Source organism: Priestia sp. 40, from assembly GCF_049368575.1.
Taxonomy (GTDB): Bacteria; Bacillota; Bacilli; order Bacillales; family Bacillaceae_H; genus Priestia; species Priestia zanthoxyli.
Genome location: NZ_JBMPZA010000020.1, coordinates 51,215 through 67,822 on the forward strand (window position 1 = coordinate 51,215; position 16,608 = coordinate 67,822).

17 protein-coding genes, 1 pseudogene and 1 riboswitch are annotated in these 16,608 nt (G+C 33.1%); of the genes and pseudogenes, 9 read left to right on the top strand and 9 right to left on the bottom strand.

Going from position 1 to position 16,608, the window contains the following annotated elements; translation table 11 throughout:
• Positions 1-105: 105 nt before the first annotated feature.
• Entirely contained in the window at positions 106-345 is a 240-nt protein-coding gene (locus tag ACO1DI_RS22245; protein ID WP_048022390.1) for a MerR family transcriptional regulator, read from the top strand.
• A 634-nt stretch (positions 346-979) separates the two neighbouring features.
• On the opposite strand, the gene ACO1DI_RS22250 is transcribed toward ACO1DI_RS22245, so the two are convergent.
• Positions 980-1,189 (bottom strand): alpha/beta-type small acid-soluble spore protein, encoded by a 210-nt coding sequence (locus ACO1DI_RS22250; RefSeq protein ID WP_047934289.1) that lies wholly within the window; start codon positions 1,187-1,189, stop codon positions 980-982.
• 528 nt (positions 1,190-1,717) lie between these two features.
• Here ACO1DI_RS22250 and ACO1DI_RS22255 point away from each other — a divergent pair.
• The 5 genes from ACO1DI_RS22255 to ACO1DI_RS22275 all read left to right on the top strand — a co-directional run bounded on the left by ACO1DI_RS22255 (position 1,718) and on the right by ACO1DI_RS22275 (position 6,877).
• Positions 1,718-2,902: a membrane protein gene (locus ACO1DI_RS22255; protein ID WP_048022176.1), complete on the top strand. Its 1,185-nt coding sequence runs from the start codon at positions 1,718-1,720 to the stop codon at positions 2,900-2,902.
• A gap of 17 nt (positions 2,903-2,919) precedes the next feature.
• Positions 2,920-3,297 carry a hypothetical protein gene (locus ACO1DI_RS22260; protein ID WP_048022173.1) on the top strand — a complete coding sequence of 126 codons (378 nt, stop codon included), beginning with the start codon at positions 2,920-2,922 and terminating at the stop codon, positions 3,295-3,297.
• A gap of 403 nt (positions 3,298-3,700) precedes the next feature.
• Entirely contained in the window at positions 3,701-4,537 is an 837-nt protein-coding gene (locus tag ACO1DI_RS22265; protein WP_299634327.1) for an STAS domain-containing protein, read from the top strand.
• 199 nt (positions 4,538-4,736) lie between these two features.
• The gene (locus ACO1DI_RS22270; RefSeq protein ID WP_048022170.1) at positions 4,737-5,069 is read left to right on the top strand and encodes a hypothetical protein; all 333 of its coding nucleotides are present in this window, start codon (positions 4,737-4,739) and stop codon (positions 5,067-5,069) included.
• A 498-nt stretch (positions 5,070-5,567) separates the two neighbouring features.
• A riboswitch (SAM riboswitch) is annotated at positions 5,568-5,668 on the top strand.
• Positions 5,669-5,749: 81 nt separating this feature from the next.
• Complete coding sequence (locus ACO1DI_RS22275; RefSeq protein WP_048022168.1) at positions 5,750-6,877, top strand: 5-methyltetrahydropteroyltriglutamate--homocysteine S-methyltransferase; 1,128 nt, start codon at positions 5,750-5,752, stop codon at positions 6,875-6,877.
• A 135-nt stretch (positions 6,878-7,012) separates the two neighbouring features.
• On the opposite strand, the gene ACO1DI_RS22280 is transcribed toward ACO1DI_RS22275, so the two are convergent.
• The 3 genes from ACO1DI_RS22280 to ACO1DI_RS22290 all read right to left on the bottom strand — a co-directional run bounded on the left by ACO1DI_RS22280 (position 7,013) and on the right by ACO1DI_RS22290 (position 9,695).
• Positions 7,013-7,222, bottom strand: coding sequence for an alpha/beta-type small acid-soluble spore protein (locus ACO1DI_RS22280; RefSeq protein ID WP_013084404.1), 210 nt, complete (start codon positions 7,220-7,222; stop codon positions 7,013-7,015).
• Between the two features lie 224 nt (positions 7,223-7,446).
• Entirely contained in the window at positions 7,447-8,313 is an 867-nt protein-coding gene (locus ACO1DI_RS22285) for an Rpn family recombination-promoting nuclease/putative transposase (RefSeq protein ID WP_048022166.1), read from the bottom strand.
• A gap of 743 nt (positions 8,314-9,056) precedes the next feature.
• The gene (locus tag ACO1DI_RS22290; protein WP_048022164.1) at positions 9,057-9,695 is read right to left on the bottom strand and encodes a LysE family transporter; all 639 of its coding nucleotides are present in this window, start codon (positions 9,693-9,695) and stop codon (positions 9,057-9,059) included.
• 224 nt (positions 9,696-9,919) lie between these two features.
• On the opposite strand from ACO1DI_RS22290, the gene ACO1DI_RS22295 reads away from it, so the two are divergent.
• Together ACO1DI_RS22295 and ACO1DI_RS22300 are read left to right on the top strand one after the other, a co-directional pair.
• A complete protein-coding gene (locus ACO1DI_RS22295) occupies positions 9,920-10,237 on the top strand; it encodes a DUF3243 domain-containing protein (protein WP_048022162.1) in 318 nt (105 codons plus the stop codon).
• A 308-nt stretch (positions 10,238-10,545) separates the two neighbouring features.
• Positions 10,546-11,328: a PAS domain-containing protein gene (locus ACO1DI_RS22300; protein WP_251441007.1), complete on the top strand. Its 783-nt coding sequence runs from the start codon at positions 10,546-10,548 to the stop codon at positions 11,326-11,328.
• A 272-nt stretch (positions 11,329-11,600) separates the two neighbouring features.
• Here ACO1DI_RS22300 and ACO1DI_RS22305 read toward each other — a convergent pair whose 3' ends face one another.
• Entirely contained in the window at positions 11,601-12,167 is a 567-nt protein-coding gene (locus tag ACO1DI_RS22305; protein ID WP_299634280.1) for a hypothetical protein, read from the bottom strand.
• A gap of 483 nt (positions 12,168-12,650) precedes the next feature.
• Between ACO1DI_RS22305 and ACO1DI_RS22310 the strand changes: the two genes are divergently transcribed.
• Positions 12,651-13,010 carry a DUF5412 family protein gene (locus ACO1DI_RS22310; protein WP_299634278.1) on the top strand — a complete coding sequence of 120 codons (360 nt, stop codon included), beginning with the start codon at positions 12,651-12,653 and terminating at the stop codon, positions 13,008-13,010.
• 591 nt (positions 13,011-13,601) lie between these two features.
• On the opposite strand, the gene ACO1DI_RS22315 is transcribed toward ACO1DI_RS22310, so the two are convergent.
• The 4 genes and pseudogenes from ACO1DI_RS22315 to ACO1DI_RS22330 all read right to left on the bottom strand — a co-directional run bounded on the left by ACO1DI_RS22315 (position 13,602) and on the right by ACO1DI_RS22330 (position 16,330).
• Positions 13,602-13,868, bottom strand: a complete 267-nt coding sequence (locus ACO1DI_RS22315; RefSeq protein ID WP_252282364.1) for a hypothetical protein — start codon at positions 13,866-13,868, stop codon at positions 13,602-13,604.
• A gap of 29 nt (positions 13,869-13,897) precedes the next feature.
• Complete coding sequence (locus ACO1DI_RS22320) at positions 13,898-14,641, bottom strand: ABC transporter permease (protein ID WP_299634261.1); 744 nt, start codon at positions 14,639-14,641, stop codon at positions 13,898-13,900.
• Positions 14,642-14,654: 13 nt separating this feature from the next.
• Positions 14,655-15,413: an ABC transporter permease gene (locus ACO1DI_RS22325; RefSeq protein WP_299634259.1), complete on the bottom strand. Its 759-nt coding sequence runs from the start codon at positions 15,411-15,413 to the stop codon at positions 14,655-14,657.
• Positions 15,410-16,330 (bottom strand): annotated as a pseudogene (locus ACO1DI_RS22330) (ABC transporter ATP-binding protein). The gene ACO1DI_RS22325 and the pseudogene ACO1DI_RS22330 overlap by 4 nt, the downstream one beginning before the upstream one ends.
• Positions 16,331-16,608: the final 278 nt, after the last annotated feature.

Below are 16,608 nucleotides of genomic sequence, written 5' to 3' on the forward strand. Positions count from 1 at the left end.
CTAAATTCCCCACCTATAAGAATTGACGCATCGCGAACTTAGCCAAATAGTATAGAGGAGAGAAACTAATTGAATAAGGATTGTTCATATCGAGAAAAAAAAGTAATGACTATGAAAACTGTATCTGAAATGACTGGGCTTTCTGAAAGACAAATTCGTTATTATGAAGCTCAAAACCTTATCTTTCCTGAAAGGAATTCCTCACTTATCCGTAGGTATTCTTTTTCTGATATTGAAGAGCTAATGGATATTGCAGAAAAAATAGAGGAGGGTGTTCTTACACGAGAAATTCGAGAGGATCTTGATAAGAAAAGAAAAACAACGAACAGAATCAATACTAGGTAAATAAAAGTTCATTATCTGTCCACTCAAACTACTTAAGTTGCTGTTAAAAAGATCGCATTGTCTAAAGTGGAGATCTTTAAATGTAAGCCAATTTGAAAAAATGGCGTATAGAGGAGAGGAGACAATAACATGAAATTATTTGTGAGTGAGGTTTTTAAAAATTGTTTATGTTCACTTGAATTTGTTTACCTTTATATGTTGCTTTCTTTTGTAGAATTACAAGTTGGTATTGTAAAATCGCTATCATTAAAGTAATTTTTCGCCCTAAAAGATGCATAATAAATGTATCTTTAAAGGTGTTTTTATTATACATTATTTTCATTTAAAATGACTATTTTCATAAATTGTATAAAAATAGGTTTTATTGTCTGTTAAGGTGGTATATGATGAGTACAGAGCTAAAGCAGACTTCAATGGTGTGTATGGCTACTGTAAATGGTTCAGGTTTAACGAAATAAACCGGGATACATAACGATAAGGTCTCACAAGGGCAAAGAAGTTATGTTCTACTGAAAAAGCCTCCATCGATATTGATGGAGGCTTTTCATATTATGCATGTGCCTTTTATTATTTAAATCATAGAAAAGAGAAGAAAGATGTTTCTTCTTCCTTTAGTCCCTATTATGAGACCATTTTAGAAGCGTCCGCCGCCAAGTTGTTGCTCAGCCATTTGTACCAAACGTTTTGTAATCTCTCCACCTACAGATCCGTTTGCACGAGCAGTTGCATCAGGACCTAGGTTAACACCAAACTCACTAGCAATTTCATATTTCATCTGATCAATTGCTTGTTGAGCACCATATACTAGTAATTCATTTGTGTTGCTATTTTTATTGTTTGCCATTTTATTCATCTCCTTTATTGGTTGTAACGTTAACATGTGTAGAAGGAGAATCAGTTATTCATAAAATGAAAAAAATTTTAAACTATTCCTTACTTTATAAATTCGTATAGAAAAAGTGACTACTTGATAAGGAAAATTAAATCTCTTTGTTAAATGATATCTAATCGTTATAACTTCTAAAATAAAAAGCAAGCTAATTTATAAAAGAATAGGTTTTAAAGAAAGAGCCAAGATGACATTTAAAGACAAGATTCACTATATATTACCTTATTAAAGAATAAAGTTTCTTGTGTTTCTGAGCGTAAAAAAAAGACAAGTCAGTAGGTTTTGCAGTTGTTGTGTTGCTATTTTTCAGTAAGATAATGGTGGGACATCGTATTTAAATATAATCTCTACTTAATTCCTTCAATTGTTGATAGATGTAAGTTTTTGTAGATAATTAAATTGTTCTCACATCTTGAATGTTTATCCTACATCAAGTACAATAAGTTGAATATAAGTTCAACTTAAAAGATGAGGTGTATAGAAATGAAAATTTCACGTTTTAATAAAGATTGCGGAAACTCTGTTGATATGAACATCATGGATGGATATTTATTTGATTTTCCAACGAATGTAGTTGAACTGCAAAAAGAAGCTGCAGATTCTTTCTTTACAGATGCTGTTACAGCTCCAGAAGAATTTAAAAAGCGTATCTTACTTTCCACAACTATTCAAGGAGACGAGAAAGAGCGCTATTTCTTAGTTGGTGACATTGCTGCAAGTCAATTACTTGCCAACAATCACATTAATAAATTACATAATAAAATTACAAGCCATATTCCATACATTACCTTTTTAGCTGCTATTGCTTATTACCATGCGTTACATGCTAAGGATAAAAAAGATAACACAATTGAAATTGACTACTTTTCTACGATGCTACCAATCTGGCTCCTTAAGAAAGAGAGTACATTTGGTGCAGCTCAAAAAGCGATGGCTAATCGTTTCTTAGGCGACCATACATTTACGGTGCATACGCCTGGGTTCGAAAATACGTTAAAGGTAGTAGTAGAAGAAAGTGCGTGCTTAAAAGAGGGAGAAAGTGCACGTTTTGCCTTAAAAAAAGACTTAACCCTTGAAGATCGTGAAGATGCAAATGAGTATGTAGAATGTGAAACAGTTATGGTGGACATTGGTGGTGGTTCCATTGATGTGGTTATTCTACCAGAAGGGTTGAAAGCTGCCAATAGTCGTGAATCATTCCAAAGCATTGAAGGCATCCCTTATTTAGCGCATATCGATAAATTGCGTAAAGAGAAATTCCTAGAACTGTTTACAGACTTACGTGCGTTTGATCAATTTATTCTTGATAACTACGGCAAACAAAAGTTTGTATTAAAAAACGAAAACACAGGCGAATCCATTGATTTAACAAATACAATCAAGTCTTCTCTTCGAGAATATGTAGAGATCTTATTGGCTAAGTTAAATGATGTTGCACCACCTCCAGCGAACAAAGTGCGTAAATACGTGTACTGTGGAGGGGTAGCTCCTACTTTAGAAGTTGCTATCATGAATAGTATGCGTGAAAAAATTGGAGAAGAACGTACAGACAAGTACCATAAGGTTCCTCAAGATAGCCGTCACTTAAATTTATTTGGTTTAGAGATTCGTAGTATTGGTTACGTTCAGAAGAAGCAAGCAGCAGAGAAAAAAGCCGTTAAATCCTAACAACGTAGGTGATAAGGATGTCAGAACGCCAAAATGCGTTTACCATTAAGACAAATCGATTGAGCGATGAAGTGTATAATCAACTGGCTACATATGCTAAATCGCGTAAGTTAGGAGATTATATTTCGTCTTTAATTCTACGTGATTTAGATGATTCATCTACTGGAAGAAAAGCAAGGGAAGATAAAAAAACCTACGAAATGTTTGAGCATATTAAGAATGAACTATCTGAATTAAAGGTATTAGCCCAAACAACGGGTTTTGTAGGAAGCAATACTTTTAAAGAAGAAGAGCCTTCAAAGGTTCCTCAACTGAAAGAAGGAAAGATTGCAGATTTAGAAAATATATCTGGCTCATTAGACGATGACGACTTAGAAGAATATAGCGACTTTTAAAAAGGAAAACCACTAGAGCCATTCTAGTGGTTTTCTTTTTGTGGTTCACCTAAACCATGATCAAACAGATACTAGCCTTTAATAATAATCAAGGTGAAATGTTTTATATAGGAACAATTATAAATTTTAAAATTTACTTGCTTTTTTTATATTTTAGCATTCATATAAAAAAGCACCTAACAAACAGCAGGATTAATGGATTTCAGTTGAGAATAAACTAACCTCATTTTATTGTTTAACTTAAGCAATTCGTCTATAAAACTAAAGAGGTACCCCAGAAACGCTCCCTCGCATGAACGTACCATACCTTAAAATAAGTATCCGTGTGTTGAATAGTAGTTATGTTTTCTGTGCTCAATAAAAGGGAAAGATAAAGTTATCTATCATCAAAGGGGAAAACGCTATGGATAAAATGACTCAAGAATTACATGATTTTTTATTACAACATGTGAATGAAATGGCTCAAGAGTGGTTAGATTCTCGAGAGATAGAAGAAAATTCTGTTTATACAGCTGATGCTTCTCCAGAGGTAACTGAATACCTTCGAGAACAAAATCACTATTTTACCCGTACAATAGTGAAGGTCCTAAAGGATGGATCTTTTAAAAATCTTAGTGGTTGGGCCCAAGAGATTGCAACCAAACGAGCTCGCTTAGGGAATCCTCTTTACCTGAGTATCCGTCATTTCAAAAAGTTTCGTGCTATTTTTCTTAACAAGGTTGAAGCATTTATAAGCCTCCAACAGTCTAGTATTACACAACAAGATATTATTCTATGGAACAGAACCTTAAACGAAGCCTTTGACCGGATGATTGAACTCTTTACCATGTATTATGGACAAGTAGCAGAGGCGCAAGTATATGCTCAAAAAAAGCTAATTTCAGAACTGAGTACACCAATCATTAGTATTTCAGATACAGTTGGTGTTCTTCCTATAATTGGTCAGATCGATGACTATAAGAGCAATGACTTTGCGGGAAAAATTATGATGCAGGCAAAAGACCTTGAATTGTCTTGCCTAATCATTGATCTATCAGGTGTACCTTCCATTGATACAATGATGACCAATGAATTGTTTCAAGTCGTAAACATGTTAGAATTGCTAGGAATTGATACAACGATTACAGGTATCCGTCCAGAAATTGCTTTAACAGCCGTTCAATTGGGTATAGACTTCAGTAAAATAAGAACCTATGGAAAACTAAAGGACGCAGTAAGTGACCTTTTGCATATAAGGTAAAAGAATTATAGCAGCAGGAAGACTACCAATGGAAGGTAGTCTTCTTATTGTTGGATAGAAATAAAGACGGAATAGCTAGTAACTAAGCATCAATTGAAATTAGTAATTTAACTTATCAAAAGAAGGGTTTATTTTATTGTTATTGAATCTGTACAAGACGTTTTATCTCAAATCTTAATTCCAGAGAGGGGAAATGACAATGGCCATTGGAAGAGAACGAGCTGCAAGGAGTATTTTGGGTCAATCAGGATTGAGGAATAGGAATCCAGAAAACGCTATGCTTGATGAAAAAGATAAAAAATCTCGTACCTCAGATTTTGAAAAAGTTCCCACTCCTCGTCAGGGGTCTACTCGAACAGCAAGGATGGCAGAAGAATATAGGGCTGAATATAAAAGGGTAAAAAGAAGAGAGCAATTTTTGCAAGATACAATAGATTTATTAAACGATTGTAATAACAAGCAATCTGTTGAAGAGTTAAAGGAATTAATTAATTTAGCAAAAGAACGATTAACTATGTATAAAGGCAAATAGAAATTATTTCTTTTTTTATCAATGAAGTGCTGTAATATGAATACGTTCACATTCACATTGATGTGAGTGCATTTTTGCTAGGAGAGAGCAGCCAGTATATGATGGTTGCTCTTTTCGTATTTGTAAGAAGATGTGACTATATGAAAGATTGGTTTAGCGTATTCGCTCTAAGAAATGAATCAAAGAGAGAAATTAGAAGTGAGGAATAGCGCTCCTTGCAAAGTGCAATGAAGAGGCTAGGTATAATGGAGTCAGATATTTTTTTAATACAATTGGTGAAGATAAATAACAATTAGGTAATGGAGCCAAATTCTTTAAATACTATGTAGCTATTGCGATAAGCTTTCCTGTCCAACCCAAAAACAAAGAAGAACCCTTACTGTAGTAGGTAATGAGGAAGTAATGAGATAAGAGATGTGCTATTTCTGATTTTCCAATTTTTTGTTGACAAGCTAAGAAAACAAGTGTAATATTTCTTCTAGTTAAATAAATTGAATATTCTTATCTCGAGAGGTGGAGGGACTGGCCCTAGGAAGCCTCGGCAACAGACTGTTAAAGTACTGTGCCAATTCCAGTAGCAATTTGCTTGAAGATAAGAAGAGAACCCATAACGATTATTAACCTCTTCTTATTTTTAAGAAGAGGTTTTTTATTTTAAAAAGAAAGAAGGAAACAAACTCATGACAAAGACACTAGTGAAGGCTCCATTTAAAGCTGATCACGTAGGCAGCTTTTTACGCACAACTCCCCTTAAAGAAGCAAGAAAAGCGTATGCAAATGGTACAATTAATGAAGCCGATCTAAAATCTGTAGAGGATAAAGAAATTGAAAAGCTTGTCCAGAAGCAAATTGAAGTAGGTCTTAAATCTATCACGGACGGTGAATTTAGACGTTCTTGGTGGCATTTGGACTTCTTATCAGGCTTAGAAGGTGTAGAGCAGTTTGAGACAGAATATATCAGCCAATTCAAGGGTGCAAAAACCAAAAATAACGCGATTAAGGTAGTAGGTAAAGTAGACTTCAATCATCATTATATGGTAGAACATTTCACGTTTTTAAAAGAAGCTGTCGAACGCCATGGTGATGGAAGCCAAGTCGCTAAATTCTCACTTCCAAGCCCAAACATGTTATTTACTCGAATTCAAGAAGATACATATTACAATGGAAACAGAGATCAATTTTATCATGATACTGTGGCTGCTTATCAGAAAGCGATTCAAGCCTTTTACGACGCAGGCTGCCGTTATCTACAATTAGACGATACTTCGTGGATTGATTTTGTTTCTGAAGAACGAATCAATGCGGTTGTTGAGAAGCTGGGTATGGATGTAAAAGACATTATTAATACTCGAGTAAGTTGTTTAAATGATGCTATTTCTAAAAAGCCTGAAGATATGCTCATTACTATGCATATTTGCCGTGGAAACTTTAGATCTACTTATATCACAAGTGGTGGCTATGATACTATATCCGATGCAATCTTTGCTAACTTACATGTAGATGGGCTTTTTCTTGAATATGATGATAACCGTTCAGGAGATTTTGAACCATTAAAAAGCTTTACAGGTAACAATCAAACTGTTGTTTTAGGGTTAGTAACATCTAAATTTCCTACACTAGAAGATACTGAGGTTATTAAGCAAAGAATTCAAGAAGCAAGTCAGTATGTTCCTCTAGCTAACTTGTCATTGAGTCCGCAATGTGGCTTTGCAAGTACAGAAGAAGGAAATGTATTAACAGAAGAGGAACAGTGGAATAAAATTAGTCACATAATTAAAATTGCTCAAGATGTCTGGGGAGCCAACTAAAAAGTGAGAATCGCTTTTTAATTTTACATAAGTAGCATTCTAGATGTGTTGAAATACTATAAATGGGCGGATCTTATAACCGAAAAAAGGAAGAATGAAGTTCATTCTTCCTTCAGCCATTATTATAAAGTTCTATTAGAAACGTCCGCCGCCAAGTTGTTGCTCAGCCATTTGTACAAGACGCTTAGTGATTTCACCACCTACTGATCCGTTTGCACGTGCAGTTGTGTCAGCACCAAGGTTTACACCAAATTCGCTCGCAATTTCATACTTCATTTGATCGATTGCTTGTTCAGCACCATATACTAATAACTCGTTGTTGTTACTGCTTTTGTTGTTTGCCATGTTGTGTCACCTCCTTGTTTCTTTTAAAGTTCCTATCTTAAAAGAAGTACATACATAGTAAATAATGGATGTATTATTTTCTTACGTGCTTCCTATACTATTTTTTAGAAACAAATGACACTGTAAAAAGTGGTATTAGATGTTTCATTTCCTTGTAATGAAAATCAATATTTGCCATGTTCGAAAAAAGAGCCGTACCTTTTAAGTACGGCTCTTTTTTCTATTTATTGATGACGAAGATTTTCGATTTCTTCTACAGAAAGACCTGTCAATTTACTGATTATATTACTCGCTATACCTTCTTGAATCATTCCAATGGCCATTAACTTTATAGCTTCTTCTTTTCCTTTCCTTTCAGCTCTTTTCAAAGCTGATTTCTCATCTAATAATGCTTTTCTTCGGGCTTCATAAGCTAATAATACTTCTGGATCTTGGCTTACGCGTTCCCACTCATCTATCGCTTTTTTTAGCACGTGATCTTCTTGCATTGCAATCTCCTCCAATACTTGAGTGATTTCTTCATCTTCCGATGCTTCAAGCAATAATAACCATCGTACAAGTTGATCTTCTCGTGGATCTACCTCTCTGTTACGCCATTTAATCAATAACTTAGGTAGTTCCATAAAATGAATTTCTATCATATCCGTTAAGAGTAATTTTTGTTCACGTTCGTATAACTGGAAGGTGGAATGATAATGATTAATATGAGATAAATAACGGAAATTTACAATATTGATGGTGATGGTTTTACAAAGCTCTCCGTAGTCCATACCTTCTTTCATTTGACTGCTATACATCTTGGACCAATAATAGAGGGTTCGCTTTTCCATGTCATGTTTGTTATTAAGCTGAATCTCAATATTAACGCGGCTTCCATCTTCTAATTGTGCGTGTACGTCCAGAATGGAACGTTTATCTTCTTGGTTTTCTTTATTAAAATGCGGATCTAACAGCTGAACCGTTTGAATCTTCTTTTCGTCTGGAAAACGAAGCGCAGCATTTAAAAAGGCAGCTAGAATGGATTCATTTCCATGGGTGCCAAATAATGATTTAAATGCAAAGTCAACACGTAAATCTAATCGTTTTGTCATAATGCCCTCCGTCGTATTTATGGTTATTACCAATAGTATATCATGACTAGATTTCTTCTTCCTATAGTACACTTTGTACCCGCAGATATGTACGCTAAAAAAAACTCAGTTAACCTTTCTCTTGCCCCAAGGTTTTATATAAGAAATAATGACTAAAAAAGCCAGAAGGATAAAGCTTATTGAAATACCCCAAAATAGCATTCTTCGACTCTGAAAATAAAGAGGGTTTTGGAAAGGATGTAAATCACTAGAAAGAATTTTGGGGAATAAATTATATACGACATTACCCGTAATTGATGACCCCAGGAGAATTGCAAGCATGTTACCTATCCATTTTGTCAGAACCCAATAATATTTTGTTAGGCCTCCCCAGTGAGTACGCAGAGCTAACCATATCCCTGTGAGTAAAGAGGCTAATGCGCCAGGTATCGTTAGATAATGGTCAAAATAACTAATAAATAGTATTCCCACGTATATCTGCGATTGATCAGAAAAGAAAGTCATTGAACTTGTTACTAAGAGTTGTCCAAAAATGCCGCCAAAATAAATAATTACAGATAGAACGTGTATAATGAGCCACCATTGCTTACTTCTACGTGTTAGTCTCTTTCGTAACTTCTTAGAAATAAACACGCATAATAAAGTTAGAAGGACAAGTGTTACTAGTAATGTAACAGCAAAAATAAACAGTTTTTGGTCACCTCTCAATTTTCTCCTTTACGATATAGATGAGTATCTTTGAATTAGGCAAAATGAAAAATTAGTTTAAAGAAGTGAAAAATAAAACGCACTCCATATAAAATTAAGACAAGCCCAGCTACAACTGAAATAATTCGTAAGAATTTATCAGTAAGAAGATCGCGGCCAAAGTGGACAGTAAAAGCAACATTTAGATTCCAAAGGATAATCCCTACTAGAATAAATAAACTGTAGAGAAAAGAAAGAGAAGAGGACACTTTCTGTGTCAGTTCTTGCAAGGTAGCTCCGTACACCCCAAACCAAAATACAATGTTTAAAGGGTTTAATAAAGCCATCAAAAAGCCAATACAAAATGTTCGATGCCATGAAGACAGTGTTGTTTTCATATCATCTTTCTTTAAGGAAGTCTTCCTAGATAAACTACTTAGTCCCAACTTAATAAGAAAAAACCCGCCTAACATATATGTAGATACAACTATAAACTGATGTTCAAATAAATGCTCAGCACCTAAATAGATGACAACGAGAAAAAGTAAATCTCCTGTAACGCCTCCTAAACCAATAAGCCAGGATGCCCAGAATCCACCCACGATCCCTCGTTTAATCATCTCAATTTTAATCGGCCCTATAGGTGCCGCAAGACTGATTCCTAATACCACCAGATGAATAATTAATAGTGTCATTTTATCACCTCAGCTCTATAGCCTGTCTTTTCACAATATATGAGGACACCTTTTCATTTAGTCTATTTTTACTGCAAATGCATACGAGAGTAATAAGTATCGCGAGATTAAAAGCAATAAATTTTGCTAGAGCACATTCAAATGGCATTAAATGTTTACACACTTGCTATTGGGGGATTTACCTTATAAGAACAATATTATTTAATTGGAAGGAGCATACAAAGATGAATAACAATACGGGGACTGTTGAAAATAAAGTGGAAAATAAATTAAATGAGATGAGTCAAGAAAAGAAAGACCATATTCTTTCTAGCTTTAACGAATTTAAAACATACTTAGGAGATAAAGTAACAAAAGGTGAAAAATTGGGATTGAATGACGAACAACTGGCTCTAGCAGCTAAAAAAATAGCTGATTATTTAGCCACACATGAAGAACCACAAAACGAAGAGCAATATTTACTACATGAGCTGTGGAAAGTTGGAAATGAAGAGGAGCAACATAACCTATCTCATATGCTTGTGAAGATGGTCAAAGAGTAATTATACTTACATGTTGAAAGTTAAAGCTATATGATTCATCTAGTAAAGGAGGAATGACATATTCATTCTTCCTTTTTTATTTGGCCATTACTTTTTGTTTGTAAGATAAAAACCTTAAAAAGGGAGTAGGAGTAACGGGTGTAGTACAAGGTAGATTTTACACGCCCTCATAATAGGTGACGATTATCTTGCAAATGTCTTCCTGTAAACTAGGAGCTCCAAAATTAGGTGTGTGTACACTTAAAATGGTATATTATTTGTTTACTGCTATACTTTACATCATAAATAAAGAAAATATAGGAGTGAATGTGTCGGTGTTATATAGGGATCATATAAATGAACCACAATTTATTCAGAAAGCCCTTGATTATACACGTGCTGGTCTGATTATAACCGATCCATCTTTGCCCGATAACCCCATTATCTATACTAATAAGGGATTCTTAGACTTAACGGGATACGAGCGAGAAGAAGTTCTAGGAAATAACTGTCGGTTTTTACAAGGTAAACAAACGAATCCTACTACGATTAAAGAAATGAGACAAGCAATTGCTGCACGTTCAGCTATCACCGTTCAAATTTTAAATTATACGAAAGACGGGCGTCCTTTTTGGAATGAATTATATATTGACCCTTTATGGATGGAAGATAAATTATATTTTGTAGGTGTCCAAAAGGATATAACAGAAAAAGTAAAACAAGGAAACCTCATTATCGATTATCATGAACAGATGACACAGATGTCTACCCCTATTGTTCCGGTCAAGGATGGCGTTTCAATTTTACCGATTATAGGTGTGTTAAATGAGCAACGTTATGATATGCTGATGGAAAAAGTACCGACGTATATTGAAGAATCAAAAGATGACTACTTTATTGTTGATTTTTCTGGATTACTAGAAATTGATACCTATACTGTTTCGTGTATTTATAACTTAAATCGTTTAATTAGTCTCACAGGAACTGAAGTGATGATTACCGGGATTACGCCCTTGTTAGCTAGGAAAATGGGTGATTTGTATGTTACTTTTAATGACTTAACAACGTTTACTCATGTGAAGAATGCATTAGTTTTTATTGAAAAGAAATAAAGAAATGTCAGCAGAAGTAAAGGTTAGGAAGTTCTCAAAATGGGTAGTTTAAGCTAATGCATTAAGCTTGCCTGTCCAATCGGAAATTAACAAAGCCCCCTTACCGAAGTAGGTAAGGAGGCTTTGTTAATTTTGTAAGGATAAATGGTCTTTATATGAGAAAGGCTGTCCTAATTTTTCAGATCCAGAGTAAACACGATATGATTGACCCTTTGATACTTTTTTAGCTTCTACTAATATATTATTTAATTCATAATATATAATCTGTTAGCTTAATCATAAATATTCAGCAATTTTATTAACTTTATAATTTTTTTATCATCACCCATTTTAACAGACACTAGCTTTTTATTTTTAATAATATCTGCATAAAAGTTTTCTCCAGCAGGGTAAATGCCATCCCAACGTAAAGGAACATTGTATACATTAATGGTTCCATTTCCGTTGCCACTGTAAGTCACCACCCCATCTACCAACCGAGAACCGGTTAATTGAATAACATCTTCTGGATATTTAGCACTGGTGTAATCATCTGGATTTAGTGGTGTGCCTGCTTTAATACGTTGAACATTTAATTCATCTATATGTTGATTTGATCCAAGTTGTAACCAAACCCTTGCGTATTCAATTTCCTTAGAACTATACTGTTTTAAGTTTTCATTCCCCTTCCTACTGCTAGAACTTAAATGGTTAACGTTTAACAACTTATCATTACTCGTATTAAATTTTGATTGTTGCTCTTGTGATGCATAACTAGGTGATGAATAGCCTAGAGAAGCTACCCCGCCTAATATAATGGTCGATAAAGATGCGACAATAAAAATTTTCTCTTTCTTCATTTTTACACTTCCTTATTTCTTCAATTCTAAAGTTAATATATTTACATTTTAACATAATTTTAGAAAAAATTAATAATTTATCCATTTTATGAAAGACTCTTCGTTTATTACGCTCTTTTTAAAAGTAGAAAGGCTGTCCTTAATTAGTTAAAGGACCGCCTTTTCATTTTATTTAGGCCTTAATTTACTTTTTTTCTTCATTTCCATATGTAGAATGAAAAGCATAGTATTTTTTCTCTTCAATAGGAAGACAGGCCTTGTTATTTAATGTAGTATATCCATATAAATTAAATTATGTATATATAGAAAGGATTCACCATGAAAGTATTTATAAAAACAACATGTATCTTGATGAAAGCTGCAGCCTTCGTTATAGCATATTAAAGGAAAATAGTGTTCATATGGAGATAATTCACGTGATTTAAGAAACATTTGTTTAGGTAAAGCTTATTATAAAGGTGATTTATGACAATAAGGTTAACTATGAAAAAGATAATCAGAAGAATTATAGTTTCATTTATTACAATATTAGTATTCCTGTTTGCCTGGGGTTATTATTATCTTGAATATGATTTAAACAGGTTGCCAGGTGGAGAACTAGTCTCTAGTTCAACTTCACCAGATGGTAATTATACTGTTAAAGCTTATAAGTCAAGTGGAGGGGCTACTACCAACTGGACAATAAAAGGCGTAGTCCAGAATAATAATAATTCAAAGAAAAGAGTAATTTACTGGGATGAAGCAAAGTCTGCACATATAGTGTGGAGAGATAAAAATATCGTAAGTATGAATAATAAGAAAATAGATATTATTAAAGGTTCTTACGACTATAGACACGACTAAATCTTATTAATAATTAAAACTGTGTCGGTTTTAATAAAATAAGAAAAAAGAAAGCTTGGCTCTTAAGAGTTAAGCTTTCTTTTTTCTTTATCATAGCTAAAGCAATCTAACGAATGAATGTAAAGGTCACCCAGTTTATGAATCAATAATTTTAGTAGTTGGTACTATTAAAAATTAAAGTGTTTTCTACTTCTTATTCTGAAAAAACGTTCGGAAAACTACATGTATCTTAAAGAACGTTCGGAAATTGCTTTCAAATTTAAACGAACGTCGAGAATGATGATTTTTTTATGCGAACTCATAGTCTGTAAAAGTATACTTTTTTGAACACTCTTCATTCATAGAAGGAATTACCAAAACTTATTTTTTATAATTCAAGCTTTACCTATTATACTCCCCGTACAAAAATGTTCTATTTTTCTATTATTAAACAATGCTCCATAACACCGTTAATTAATAACAATGCAGTTGTAACAGAAATGACCATTTTTGTTACACTAACTTATAAAATAATATAGAGAATAAAAAGAGCCTGCATCAAAATGATGCAGGCTCTCCTTATAAGGCAATTATCAGTTGACTATATTGTATTTATATAAATGTAATGCCTGCTCCAAATAAAAGAACTGAGGCAATTAAATAAATAATAAAAGATTTTTTCTCAAATATAAGTTTTTCAATTGCAATAATAACTAATGAAATAGCAATAGGATATATTATCACGCTTGAGAAACTTTCTTCTCTTACAAAACTCCATATTAAATAATATACTGCTAGCAGAAAAAAGAATACAGCAGCGCTTCTTGTCATTATTTTCAATTTCTTATGATAACCTTCATTTTTTTCTGTGGGTTTCACTTTTATTTTTTTCCCTTCTATGAGTAAGATTAATTTTCTAGATCTGCCCTTTTAAAGCGAAAAGATGTTATGGTTACAAAAATCAAGAAAGTTATAAATACTACACCTATAAATATAGGATACGATGGAACTGGACTCTCATCTGGTGTAGAAATAGCAAATGACGGTTGAGCCCAGGGATAAAACATACCCCACTTAGATGTATACGCTGCAAAAACTAAGAATGATAAGAAGATATTAATACCTAATGGTATCCCAAAGCTTTTAATTTTAAATGATAACCACAATTGAATTGCAGATAAAGAAAAAGTTCCTAGCCAGCTTAGAAGAACTGCGGATAGAATAAAAGTGACAGGAATAGGGTTATTAATATGAATTATAGTACCCCCAATAAGGTAAAATAGAACTAAGAACAGTTGCATTAAAAATATTAGTAATAATATTATAGTTAGTTTAGATAAATAAATAGTGCTTTTAGAGATAGGTAAAGAAAATTGTAATTTCCACCCACCATTTAGGTGATCCGTTCTACAAACCATGGCTGCATAAATACCCGAAGAGATAGGTAGAAGTAACATACCATAAAATAAAGTGATTTGTGTCCAAGATTCTAGCCAGCCATTATCCCCTTTTTCATCCATTAATACATCATAGTTCCCTAAAAAGCTCGCCAATCCCAGGATTACGCTGATAAAAGGAACTACCATTAATAATATCCATACTTTTTGTCTTCTTAATTTAGACCATTCAAACATAAGGCAATTACGAAACATAAGATAGTCCCTCCTAGTCTACTTGTTGTTTATTGAACTTAATTAATCCTATGAGCAAAAATAATAGGCCAAAAATAATACTCAATGTTGTATATAGTACCAACCCATCGTTGGTTACAATGTCCCCTAAAGAATCATTTACAAGTAATAACTTAACTGGCGTCATCATAGCTGGATAAGCCCAGAATAGATATGAAGTACTTTCATTCATTTGTAAAAAAAACGTAGAAATTGCTCCTAAAATACCGATACCAATTGGAAATGCTTGATTTTTAAACTGTATTGACATCCATAATTGAAAAGTAATGAGAGGAAAAGATCCTAAATAGGGTAAAAAAGCAGCTTTAAATAAAAGTAAATAAGGAACTCCGCCACTAAAACCTAAAGTTTTTCCAATTAGAATAAAACCTATAAAGATGATTAATGCTGAAAAAAAACATAATTTCAATAAATAAAAAAGCTTACTAAAATAAAATTGAGATTTACCTACTGGAAGAGCAAATAAAAATTTCCATGAATTTGTTTGGTTCTCTACGTTAATCAAATTCGAACTTATAATAGTGATAGCAAGAGGAATTAATAACATAATAACAAATTGAGTCATCACTACCATTGCATCCCACATATTATAGTTTCTTTCCATAAAATTATTTTTTTGCATCAGTATAAGCAAAAAGGATATCATAACAATTCCAAGAGGATAAATTAAAGTAACCGGTGTGATAAAGGTTCTCTTCAATTTCATTTTCTCTGAATGTATAACATTATTCACGATACTCTTCCACCTTTGTGTGTAATTTGGAGGAAAATATCTTCTAAAGATTGTTTTTCTTCTTGTATTCAATATATGGCTAACTGTTGACGCATTAATTTATCGGCAATGTATGCAATGTTACTATCTTCATTTTCATTAAGCACTATTTCTTTATTCTCATTAAGGAATACATTCCACCCTTCTTTATTCAAGATTGTTTGAGCTAAATTTGGATCGTTAACTCTTATGTTGATTTTTGAAGCACTCTTCTTTCTTAATTCTTGGATATGATCTTGAAAGATTAAATTTCCCTCATTTATAATGCCTACTTTGTTGGCCATTTGATCAACTTCGCTTAGTAAATGACTAGAAATCATAACTGTAATTCCATAACTGGAAGGTAACCCTTTAATTAACTCTCGAACTTCTTGTATACCTGCAGGGTCTAGTCCATTAGTAGGCTCATCAAGGATTAATAATTTGGGCGAATTGAGCAAAGCAAGTCCAATTCCTAAACGTTGTTTCATCCCTAATGAATAGTTTTTTACTAGTTTGTCTTTGGCTTTCGTTAAACCAATAATATTAAGTACTTCATTAATCTGATTTTTATCTTTAATACGTAATAATTTATGGATTGCTTCTAAATTTTCATAACCTGTTAAGTTCCCGTAATATGAAGGATATTCAACTAAAGACCCTACTTCGCTTAAAATACTAATTCTGTTTTCCAACAAATTCTTCCCGAAAATTTTAACGCTCCCTGAAGTAGGCTTAATTAATCCTAATAGCATACGAATGGTTGTTGTCTTTCCAGCACCGTTAGGGCCTAGAAACCCATAGATATCTCCTTGTTCTACAGATAAGTTTAGCTGATTTACTACCTTTGATTTCTTATACTGTTTTACCAAATTAGTGGTTTCAATAATTTTATTCAATTTAATCACCTCAAGGGTATTATAGATTGTGGAGTTAAACAGAGAAGAAAAACAACCTTAACATAACCTTAAAAATTAAATTATGTTGTAATAAATCCAGGAAATAAGAGAAGGGGTAACATAATAGACAAGACCGTTCTAAATTTTAGAACGGTCTTGTCTATTACAAAATAAAAGGTTTTTCAATAAGTCAATACTAACGCTTAATTCTTAGCAAGAGATAAGAGGATTAAAACAGTTATTGCGAGTGATTTTTAAAATTAATATAACTTATATCT